This window comes from Trujillonella endophytica (assembly GCF_900110555.1).
Lineage (GTDB): Bacteria > Actinomycetota > Actinomycetes > Mycobacteriales > Geodermatophilaceae > Trujillonella > Trujillonella endophytica.
The window spans coordinates 17,707-28,490 of record NZ_FOEE01000025.1; the positions used below are offsets into that span (position 1 = coordinate 17,707).

Consider the following 10,784-nt stretch of genomic DNA (forward strand, 5'->3'; position numbering starts at 1 on the left):
GGCCCGCCACAACTGGTCTACGCGAGGTACGCGAGCCCGGAGGTCGGTGTCACGGGGTTGTGGTCATCGCGGCCGTCGGTGCTTGCGGTGCCGGCCCTGGGCGGCGATGGACTCGCTGACGATGGCGTCGACGTCGAACGCGGCGGCCAGGGTGTTGTTGTCGTAGTCGACGGTCAGGAAGGACTCGAACGGGTCGGCGAGCCGGACGTAGGTCTGCAGGCTCTCGACGCTCTTGCGGCCCTGCCGCTGGGCGACGACCTGGTCGGGCATTCCGCGCATGAGGTTCTCGGTGGCGAACCCGGCGCGCAGGCCGTGGCTGCTCAGCCGCTCCATCGGCTGCGCCTCGATGCCGGCGAAGGCGAGCGCCTTGACGACGATCTTGTTGATGCCCTCGTCGGTCATGCCCTTGCGCGGCAGGTCGATGTTGTTGCGCTGCTCCTTCGGCTGGCGCATCGACGGGAACGCCGGGTCGCTGGCCTCCACGGGCCGGCCGAGCCACCGCTCGTAGGCGGCGATGTAGGCCTGCCAGGCGGTGACCGCGCAGGTGGGCAGCGGCGAGCCGTCACCGCGCCGGTGCCAGGGGACCGGCCGCAGGTCGCCGCGGGCGTCGCCCTTCTTCTTGCGGACCAGCACCCACATGCCCTTGCCGTGAGCCGCGGGCTGCACGTCGCCGATCTCGAGGTTGGCGGCCTCCACGCGGCGCAGGGAGGCCCACCACATGACCAGGGTCAGGGCGACGTTGCGCAGCGTCTCGACGGTGGGGGCGTAGAGCACCTCGAGCATGGCCAGCCGCTCGTCGAAGGTGTGCGGCTCCGTGGCGGACCGGTCGGGCACGCCGGCCGCCTTCGCGAGCCGGCGCACCATGTCGCTGACGCCCTGGTTCGTGACCGCCTGCCGCCCCTGCGTACTGAGGATGACCGGGCCGGTCGGGTCGGTACCGTGCTCGCTCTCCTGGCGCAGCCTCGTGTACAGCGACCGGAGGGCGGTGGTGCCGCACATCCTCACCGCCAGCGGCAGCTCGCCGGCCGGGAACTCCTGGCCGGAGGCGAGGAACTCCCCGGCCCGGTTCGGCACGACCAGCACGTCGCTGCCGCCGGCGGCTCGGGGGATGTCCAGGTACGTGGGCTCGGCGCCACCGGCCGGGGCGATGCTGACGCCCTCCCACACCATCCGGGTGGCCTGCTTCCGGTTGACGCCGGTGAGAGCGTCGGTGGTGCGGTCGCGCACCTCGGGGTCGAGCAGGACGGTGATGAGCACCTCGTCCTGCAGCCGCAGGCTGTCCGGCTCGGTCAGCGCGGTGACCATGCGGGCCAGCTCGTCGATACGGACGGCGTGAGCCTGGACCGGCATCCGCTCGAACTCGCGGGCGTAGCCGCTCATCCAGTCCGCCAGCAGCGTGGACGCCGCGAACGGGTCGACCATGTCGCGGGCCTGGCACAGCCGGGACAGGGTGTGCCGGAAGCCAGACAGCGTCGACGCCTGCAGCGGGGCGCCCTCACGGATCCGGCCCATCGACCAGTGGTCGAGGTACTCCATGACGGTCACCGGGTCCGGCGGCAGCGCCTTGACGGACATGTCCTCGCAGAACGCGAAGTAGCTGGCCAGCTGGCTGGTGAACTTCTGCACCGTGGACTGGGCGAACTTCGCAGCGACCCGCTGCGCGTTGCGCTGCGCGACCTCGACGTCGCGGCCGCGGGCGACGAGCTCGTCGTAGAGCTCTTGCGCCCCGGTGACGTCGTACGGGTCGTACGCGATGACGCCCAACCGAGCCTCCCTTGCTGAGCCGGTACTGATGCGGTCAGCACGGTAGGGGGCGCCTCGGACAGCTTCATGATCGTTCCGGCGGGCGGCCAGCTGCTCGGCCAGCGCGGCGAGCTCGTCCCGCCGCGGGCCGAAGACGAACAGCTCGAGCGCCTCGGCCGAGGGGTCGTCGACGAACGTGCCCTCCGTCCAGGCGGCGTGGTCGTCGCAGGTGAGGTGACCGGTCGGGGCCGGCCACAGGCAACGCCGGCCGGACCGGTACCGCGCCGCGCACCGCGGCTGGCGGTGGGCGTGCACGGCGCAGAAGTCCAGGCGCTCGTCCCGCTCGGCCGGGCAGCGGTGGCCCGGGGCGGCCTCGGCGCGGCAGCGGTCGGCGTCGACGGGCAGCTGCCGGTGGTACCGGCAGCCGGGCGGCACACCGTCGCGGACGAGGTGCACGTACCCGCAGGGCTCCCCGCGGGGGATGACGACGGCGCACCGGGTGCGCGGCGTGTGCAGCAGGCAGGTGGTCAGCCCGGCCCAGCGGGACACCGGGCACCGCTGAGCCCGGCCGCCGCCGGCGAGCGTGTGGTTGCAGCGGTCGCCGTCGGCGGGGACGCGGGCGTGCACCTCGCAGGTGGGCAGGTCGGTGTCGGTCCGCGGGGTCGACGGCTTGCCACAGACGCGGCCGTCGGCGGTCAGCCAGTCGCACGGCTCGGTGTGCGACGAGGCGTGGGCGAAGCAGTACCGACGGCCCAGCTTCCGGCTCCAGGCGCAGCGGGCACCGCCAGGATGGCGGTGGTCGCAGCGGGCGCGGTCGGGCGGCAGGGTCGCCGCGTGCCGGGCGCAGACCGAGCCGTCGGCGCCGAGCTCGACGGCGGCTGGGTGCGGGCAGGGCGCGCCCTCGGCGGTGACCAGCGCGCACGGGCCGGCCGCGGCAAGACCGGCGTGCCGCCAGCACAGGGCCCCCTCGACGCTCGGCAGCCGGCACAGCAGGCAGCGCGGGCGGTGGTCGCGGCACAGGCTGTCGGCCATCGCGGTCAGGTGCGGCTGGCCGCCGGCGGTGCAGGGCAGCCGGTGGGCCGGGCACAGCTGCCGGGCGGCGCGGCCGGCGCGGGTGCCCAGCGCGGTGCCGCAGCGCAGCCCGCCGCCGTAGTCGTGGGCGCACCGCGGCTTCCCGTCGGCCGCGGCGCGGACGGCGAACTCCCGGTGGGGAGCGCACAGCGGCTGCCCCGCCAGCGCCGGCCGGGTGCACCGCTGGCCGCCGCGGTGAGCCGCCGGCGCCGAGCAGCGCGGCGCGCAGGCCTGGCACAGCCGGTCGGGCCGGGCGGTCGGCGCGGCACAGCTCGAGCAGCGGCGGCCGCGGGCGTGCACGGCGCAGACCAGCGCGGTGCCGTGCCCGTGGGCGGCGCGGTGTCGGGCCGGGCAGCGGTCGCCGCCGGCGTAGTGGTGCGAGCAGCGGTTGGCGTCGGCGGGCAGTTCGCGGTGCTTGTTGCAGCGGGCGCCGGCGGTCTCCCGCCAGTTGCCGCACGGGTCGCCGTCGGCGCCGGCGGGCTGGCCGCAGCGGGCGCTGACCCTCGGGGTCGCCGAGGCGGCCGCGGCGACCAGCTGCTCCTCGTACGTCTTCCGGTGGGTTTCGCACAGCGGACCCATCCCGGTCCGCCGGGTGCCGTTCCGGCGGCACCGTTCCCCCGAGCGGGAGCGCCGGGTGCTGTCGGCGCCGGTCTTGACCCACTCGCAGTCGGGGCTGTGGTCGTTGCACAGCCGGCCGAAGTCGGTCCGGGCCTGCACCGTCTTGCCGCAGACGTCGCATGGGCCGAACGAGCCGTGCGGGTGGACCCGTGCGGCGCCGCGGCGCTGGCCGGTGGGCCGGTAGTGGCCGGGCAGGCCGCAGCGGTCGCCGTCCCCGGCGGGGAGCTTCCGGCGGGGGCAGCGGCGGCCGCCGGGGAAGACGTGCCCGCACCGCTCCGCGTCGCCGGGCAGGTCCAGGTGCCGGATGCAGCGGTCGGCGCCGGGCACGGCGTGGCCCGCGCACGGCAGGCCGGTCTCCGCAGCGACCTCGGTGCACGGCGGCAGCGCGCCGATGCCGGCCTGCCACCGGGCGCGATGGGACAGGGGCGGCGCCGCGGCCGCGGCGCGCTCGGCGGCCGCCCGCCGCTTGCCGCAGAACAGGCAGCGCCCACCGGCGAGCACGGTGTCGCGGCCGCAGCCGTCGACACACCGCACCGCGTGCCCGGCGCAGTGCACCCCGCGGGGCGCGCCGCGGTAGCGGCCGAGCCGACCCTCGCAGCGCATGCCGTCGGGCCAGGTGTGCCGGCAGCGCCAGCGCTCGGCCGGTGGCCTGCGGTGTTCGCGGCAGCGGTCGGTGCCGGGCACGGCGTCGTGGGTGCAGCGCTGGCCGTCGGTCAGCCGGCGTCCGCAGCGGAGCACGGCGATGGGGACGCTCACGCGGATTCCTCCTGCTCGAGCACGCCGCGGGCCTGGGCGGCGTCGAGGGCCGCGCCGATCCACCCGGCGACGCGGCCGGACCAGCCGTCGGCGTCCGGGTCGAAGTCGAAGACGTAGCCGCGGGCGGTGCCCAGCCGAGCGTGCCCGAGGGCCTCGGCGATGGTCTCCAGGTCGTAGCCGGCCACGTGCATCTCGGTGGCCCGGCCGTACCGGAAGCCGTAGGCGTTGAGGTCGAGCAGGCCGGCCGCGTCGGCCGCCCGCCGCACGGTGCGGGACACCGCCGCCGCGTCCAGGCCGCGCAGGCCGCCGCAGGACTGGATGTCGCGCGGCAGCAGCGGCCCGTTCCCGGGGGCCCACCACGTCGACCAGGCCTCCCACGCGGCGACGGGGTCGCAGGCGCCGTCCCGGTCCGGCGCCCAGACCACCCGCGGTCGCGGCACGATGCCGGGCTTGCGGCCCTTCGACGCGGCGAGCACGACCGCGACGCCGCCGGGCTGGACGTTGACCGCGGCCGCGCGGGCGCGGGCGAGGTCGGAGGGGCGGGCGCCGGAGCCGGCGAGCAGCATGACGGCGAGCGCGTCGCGCAGCGCGGCGGTGTGCGGCGCGGCCGCGGCGAGGACGGCGTGCTCGTTGACGCCGCGCGGCACGAGCAGCTCGCCGGCGCCGGCGGCGACCTCGGCGGCGGCGACCGGGCAGAGCACGCCGGCGGCGCCCGGGGTGACGGGCACGGTGCGCCGCCCGTCGACCCGCACCGTGGCCGCGTCGTCGGTGACCTCGAGGACCTCGACGCTGCGCCGGGCACGGGTGGCCAGCGCCAGCGCCCGCACGGCCCACCGCATGCTCGGGCCGGGGACCGCGGCCAGCGCGGCCGCGCAGACCAGCTGCCGGTCGGTGGCGTCGGCCAGGCGCGACTTCTTCCCGGGCGCCTGCTGCTCGACGTGCAGCCGCAGCGCGCCGGCGGCGACGTCGGCCGCGGTGTCGTAGCCGGGGATGCGCGCGGCGCCGGTCGCGTCGATCCAGGCCAGCCGCAGCCGGGCCAGGTCGGCGGCGGCGGTGACCGGGCTGACCTCAGTCAGTCGGGCGTCCACCCACTCGCTGAGCGCCCACGCGTCGGGCGCGAACGGGTCGATGACCTGCTGCTGCGCCCAGGCCGCCCACCGCCGGCGGACCGCGTGGCCGGCGTCGATGGTGGAGCGGGCGAGGTTGGCCAGCGCGGGGTGCACCCGCAGCCCCGGCAGGTCGATGTCGGCCAGCAGCTCGTCGAGGGTGCCGGCGGCGAAGGCGTACCGCTGGGTGCGGTCGATGGCCGGGTTGCCCACCGCCTCGAGCGGGACCGGCGGCGCGGCGGGGCGGCTGGTGGCCAGCCAGATCGTCTTCGGGTCCACGCCCTGGGCCACCTGCAGGGCCAGCAGCGGCTCGATGTACCGGCGGTAGGTCGCCGTCCCGGGCCGGTGGCCGAGCCGGACGCGGATGACCCGGGCCGAGGTGCCGGTCAGGTTGGCGTGCACCGCCCAGGAGCGGCGCAGCGAGTAGGAGGTGAACGCCGGCACGCCCGCCGCGGCCGCGGCCAGCCGCAGCCTCCGGTCGACCTGGGCGTAGTGCAGCGGGCCGTGCTCGTCGCCGGCGAGGGGGCCGGGATCCCGGCCGCGCTCGGCGAGCGCGGCGGCCAGCGCGCGCTCGACCGACAACTCGGGGCTGCGGCTGGTGCCGAGGTCGATGACCCGGCCGGGGCCGGTCTTGTCCCCGGCGATGACCAGCCGGACGCCGTCGGCGGTGACGCCGACGTGCTCGGGCCAGCGGATGCCAGTCCACTCGCGGGGCCGCAGGGCGGCGCGGTAGGTGAGGACGACCAGCAGCCGGGTCAGCGCGTCCGGCGCGGCCGCGACGAGCGCAAGGACCTCGCCCAGGGTCAGCACCGGCGCCTGCACGCCCGGCCCGAACAGGCCCTCGCCGTGCAGGTCGGCCAGGTGCCGGCGGGCAGCCCGGGTCAGCCGCTCGTCGCCGAGGACCAGGTCGACCACGCCGAGGGTGCCGGCGATGGTGCCGTAGCCGACCCCGACCAGCGCCCGGGCGTGGGCGAACGCGACCAGGTCGGCGTCGGCCGGCTCGCGCGGGTCGAGGGCGTGGTGGTCGGCGAACAGCACCCACGCCCGCCAGCGGGCCAGCAGGTGCCGGGCGAAGCCCGGCGCCCGGACGGCGGTGAGGCGTTCCAGCGCCCGCACGTAGACCGGGTGGTCGTGCCCGGCCGGAGGTGTAGCGACCGGCACGAGCAGCGTCGCACTGGGGGTGGGTGCAGGGAGGGGGTCAGACCGGAGTTGGTGGGGGGTCAGAAAGTAGTTGGGTAAAGGCCCGTTCTCCCAACTACGGACTTCACCCCCCTGCTCAACGAGGGGTTCCACTTCACCCCCCGCGCCGTGTGGGTCGGCCCAGCGACCTGCCTACCGGGGGCAGTCGCCGTGCGCACGTCAGACGTCATGCCGGCGACAGTCCGCGGCGGCCCGCAGCCGGCAAGCACCCGCCTGTGAAGTCCGGCGACAGTGTCTTCTCGTCCGAGTAGCGACACTTCTCATCGCCTCAAGACAGCCGGTCGACCTCGCCGCCCCGCAGCCGGCCCGCACTTGCCCACCGCTCGCGTCCTGCCTCAAGAGCGTTCGGCGAGTGGTCGATGGTGATTGGTGTGTGCGTAGCGCCGCGCACGATGCCCACGCTTTGCCACGTCCTCGGGCGTGCGTCCGGTCGATGAAAGAGGAACACATGCACACGCGTCGCACACTCGCCGCCGCTGTTGCGGCGGGGCTGCTGGTCGGGCTGAGCGCTTGCTCCAGCGACGACTCCGGCGCGCCCGCTTCGCCCAGCGCGGCGGAGCTCAGCGAGCCGCCGGCCGTGGAGTCGCCGGCCGTGCAGACCCCGGCGGAGTTCGCGCAGGAGTTCGCCGAGCTGGCGCTGACAGATCTGGACGTCCTGAACGCTGACGGCATCGCCGCCGCGCTGCCGGTCGTCGAGGACTTCCTCAGCGACGGGATCGAGCGGACGCTGCTGGCAGCCGGTGAGCAGAGTGCGTGGAGCGTCGTGCCGTTCCACGTTGACGGCATGTTCGGCGGCCCGGGCGACGCGCTCGAGGCGGACGCGACGACGGTCAGCTCGACGGCCCAGGCCCCCGGCGAGGACGGGTCGGTGAAGGTGGACACGGTGGTGAAGACCACGTGGGTCTACGCCAACGCCGGCGCGATCTACGGCGAGCGGCGGTACACCTTCACGCTCCGGGAGGGTCTGGACGGCACTCAGGGGTGGCTCATCGACGAGGTGCAGCCCTCCTACGGCACGTTCGGGCGGACGCCGGAGTGCGGAGGGTTCGACGTTCCCGAGACGTGCAGGACGTCGTAGCTCACCCGTTGCCCGGCCGGTGCGCCCGTTCTCGTGCGCGGGAGCCCGGAAGCAGCGTCACCTGCAGCGGTGCTCTGCCCGATCTGAGCCGAGCGGTCAGCGGGCACTCACACTGCCCCGGTCGGGCGTCGTCGGGAACTGATGCGCGAGCTGGTGGTGACATCTGGTCTGCGGTGTCGCTACCTGGCCGACCTCGGTCGCTGCTATGACCGTGTCGCGTCCTGGACGGTCGTCGCTTGCTGGATTCCCCCGCTCGCTGAACACGACACTCTCGCTGGATTCCACACCGCCGCTCTTGAGGACGGGAACCCCCACCGGGCATGGCACGGAGCTGGCGGCAGCGCAGAGCCGCCACGGGCCAGGTCTATCCAGGTGCTGGTTGTCGGCGGGCTGTCCTACCGTTCGGTCGTGACCCCGGAACCGGCCGACAGCCCGGACCGAGAACGCCGACTGGTGGCCCTGGACGTATTCATCGCCGAGTTCGAGGCGGCGCACGGGGCGATCACCACCGACGAGATGAACACCGCCGCCGGGCATCTGCGGGACAGGGCCCCTGACCCACGGACCTGAACCGTCGGGCCCAGCCTGTTCCGTGGCCGACGGCCGGTGCGGTCGCCGGGATGACAAAGGGGATGAGCGGTCCGGGCCAGCAGATAGAAGTGGCCCTGGGCCGTCCGGAGACGACCCAGGGCCGGCGGCGAGTGGGTCCAGCCTTCGCCGCGGCGCACCGACGTGTCTGGACCACGACGCTGCGCATGGACGAGATCGGCCGGATTGACTCCGTCCTTGAGCCCGGGTCGGCCGCCCTCCCCCGTGGGGGTGGGCGCGGCATCCCGGTGTCAGTCGTCGAAGGGAGTCGGCAGCCAGGGCTACTCACCCAGCACAAGCCACCACGGCTGTTCCCGCCGCAGCGCCGCCTCTACGCCGCGGTCGCCCCGCAGGTAGCGGAGCGCGGCTGCAAGCGTGGACGCGACCTGCCGGGCCTCGGCGACGTCCCGGCGCAGCTGGCCGACGAGGTCGGCCATGGCCTGCGGCGCCGGACCGGGTTCCCGGTGCCCGCAGTCCTGCCCGTCGACGAGAGGCAGCAGGCACGGCTCTGCGGACGCGAGGACGACCGGGCACATCGGCAGCATCGGCGCCGGCTCCTCGGACACCGTCGTCTGGTTGACCCGCTGGTGACGCTCGCCGCTGGTAGCGCGGAGGGCGGAGAAGATTCGTTCCGCGTCGGCGCGCATCTCGGTGCTCAGCCCGGTCGCGAACTTGACGTCGTGCTTTTCCCGATCCTCGTCGCCTGACATGGGCTATGCCTACCGGTCAGGACCGACGATCCCGCGCTTCGGTTTCTCCGGGTTCGTGCCGATGGGGCACCGAAGGGCGCGCACGGGCCCCTCGAGGCGGTTCCTCGTCGGTCGACGGAGCTCTCACTCGTTCGGGGGACTCTCTCTTCCTTGTTGACCTAACTGACCAGACTGACCAATCGGCGGGAACGCGCTGATCAAGACCGCTTTACGTCTGGTCAGTTGGCGGTTCCCAGACTGACCAGCGACTGACCAGGGGTTGCGGAGAACTGACCAGCGGGCCACGGGAACCACGAACTCGTTAGAGCCACCGCATGACTCAGTTGCTGCTCGTCATCGCCGCCCTGTCCGCCTTCTACGCCGCTGCCCGCCTGCAGGAGAGTGACCGCCCCTACCTGTGGTGGCCGGTCGCTTTCCTGGGCGTCGGACTGCTGGTCGTGGCGATGTAGCCGGTGGCCGCCCGGGTCACCGCCCGGACGGCCGCTCGGCCTCGGGCAATCGCACCTGCTTGGCCGGCACGCACATCAGGTGCTTGGCCCTAGCCCCGGTCGTAGCGGGCGCTGAACTCCACGTCGGCGACCCAGGGGATCCCGGTCCGAGGTCATCCGCCACCCGGGCTGTAGCCCCGGCCACCACTGCTACTGCAGTTCGACCTCCACGGTCCGTGACGGGTCGAAACGGCGCTCGACGAGCAGCCGGACCGGCTCGGTCACCCCTCCTCCTCGTCGTCGGGTTCCCACGGCGGCCACTCGCCACGCGCCATCAAGTCGTGGGCGTAGTCCTCGCCCTCCTGCTCGAGGCGGTCGGTGCTCGTCGTCACTGCCCAAGCCCGCTCCTCGATCTCCGCGGAGTCGATGAGGTTGAACAGCCGGCGCGGGTTGCCGCCGGTGCCGATGAGCAGCTGGCCGCCGGGCAGCTTGCGCAGCGACGTGGTGCGTGCAGGGTTGCTGGTGGCCATCGCGGTGAACTCGTCGAGGTCAGCCTCGTCGAGGTGCTCGAGGGCGTTGCGCAGATCAGCGAGCACCGGGTCCGGCTTCGGCTTCTTCTGGCGGCGCTCTCGGGCCAGCCGCGCGACCCACCGCTCAAGTTGGTAGGCCGCCCACACCAGGTGGTGCTGCGCAGCCCACAGCCGGCGCCAGTTGGCGAACATGTCCTCCTCGGTCAGCGGTGGCCAGGAGTCGTTGCGGTCCATCGCCCGGCTGTCCCGGTCGTACTTCTCCCGCACGGCTTGGACCTCGGGCACCAGGCGCCGGACCTCCTCGACCCAGACGTCGACAAGGGCCTCGGCGGTCTCCTCCGCTGCGCTCACCCCCGTTGCCTACCCCACGTCCAGGGGTCGGGCGTTTCCGCGACACGCCGCCGCAGTGCCGCCGTTGCGGCATGCCGCAATGCCACCGTTGCGGCATGACTCAACACCCTCGGGGCGGCTCGTGCTGACCGCCGCCGTCCTCAACCAGAAGGGTGGCGTCGGCAAGACCACGGTGACCCTCCTACTCGCCGCCGCGGCCGCCGGGCAGGGCCTGCGCGTGCTCGTCATCGACCTCGACCAGCAGGGCAACGCCAGCGCCGCGCTCGGCATCCCGGGCGACGCAGCCGAGTTCACCGCCTACGAGGTCCTCGACCAGGCGGCCCCCGGCGTCGCCGCGGCCGCCGCGGTGGCCGCCCCCAGCTGGCCCGGCATCGCCGTCATCCCGGCCCACCGCTCACTGGCGAGCCTGAACATGAGCGCCGAACTCGGCATCGAGTCGCGTCTGCGAGTCGCCCTGGAGGGCCTCGAGGGCTTCGACCTCGTGCTCATCGACTGCCCGCCCGCGGTCGACCGCATGGTCCAGAACGCCCTTACGGCGGCCGACGTCGCCGTGATCGTCACGCAGCCAACCCGGTTCTCCCTCGAGGGCGTCGGTCAGGTCATGG

The 10,784-nt window shown here is 74.4% G+C and carries 8 protein-coding genes; 4 read left to right on the forward strand and 4 right to left on the reverse strand.

What is annotated here, in order from left to right; all coding sequences use genetic code 11:
• Positions 1 to 63 precede the first annotated feature (63 nt).
• Both BMY88_RS22805 and BMY88_RS22810 read right to left on the reverse strand, forming a co-directional pair.
• Entirely contained in the window at positions 64 to 4,188 is a 4,125-nt protein-coding gene (locus BMY88_RS22805) for a tyrosine-type recombinase/integrase (RefSeq protein WP_091949584.1), read from the reverse strand.
• Positions 4,185 to 6,455 carry a tyrosine-type recombinase/integrase gene (locus BMY88_RS22810; protein WP_170861252.1) on the reverse strand — a complete coding sequence of 757 codons (2,271 nt, stop codon included), beginning with the start codon at positions 6,453 to 6,455 and terminating at the stop codon, positions 4,185 to 4,187. Before BMY88_RS22810 ends, BMY88_RS22805 begins: the two co-directional genes overlap by 4 nt.
• 487 nt (positions 6,456 to 6,942) lie before the next feature.
• On the opposite strand from BMY88_RS22810, the gene BMY88_RS22815 reads away from it, so the two are divergent.
• Complete coding sequence (locus BMY88_RS22815) at positions 6,943 to 7,572, forward strand: hypothetical protein (protein WP_091949590.1); 630 nt, start codon at positions 6,943 to 6,945, stop codon at positions 7,570 to 7,572.
• Positions 7,573 to 7,980: 408 nt separating this feature from the next.
• Positions 7,981 to 8,142 carry a hypothetical protein gene (locus BMY88_RS24045; RefSeq protein WP_170861253.1) on the forward strand — a complete coding sequence of 54 codons (162 nt, stop codon included), beginning with the start codon at positions 7,981 to 7,983 and terminating at the stop codon, positions 8,140 to 8,142.
• Positions 8,143 to 8,441: 299 nt separating this feature from the next.
• On the opposite strand, the gene BMY88_RS22825 is transcribed toward BMY88_RS24045, so the two are convergent.
• Complete coding sequence (locus tag BMY88_RS22825; RefSeq protein WP_091949596.1) at positions 8,442 to 8,870, reverse strand: hypothetical protein; 429 nt, start codon at positions 8,868 to 8,870, stop codon at positions 8,442 to 8,444.
• 314 nt (positions 8,871 to 9,184) lie between these two features.
• Between BMY88_RS22825 and BMY88_RS24755 the strand changes: the two genes are divergently transcribed.
• Positions 9,185 to 9,319 (forward strand): hypothetical protein, encoded by a 135-nt coding sequence (locus BMY88_RS24755; RefSeq protein ID WP_280138760.1) that lies wholly within the window; start codon positions 9,185 to 9,187, stop codon positions 9,317 to 9,319.
• 260 nt (positions 9,320 to 9,579) lie between these two features.
• On the opposite strand, the gene BMY88_RS22830 is transcribed toward BMY88_RS24755, so the two are convergent.
• On the reverse strand, positions 9,580 to 10,179 hold the full coding sequence (locus BMY88_RS22830; RefSeq protein ID WP_091949599.1) for a hypothetical protein: 600 nt from the start codon (positions 10,177 to 10,179) through the stop codon (positions 9,580 to 9,582).
• 121 nt (positions 10,180 to 10,300) lie between these two features.
• Here BMY88_RS22830 and BMY88_RS22835 point away from each other — a divergent pair.
• Positions 10,301 to 10,784 (forward strand): ParA family protein (locus BMY88_RS22835; protein WP_170861254.1); only part of this gene is annotated, 484 nt, incomplete at its 3' end.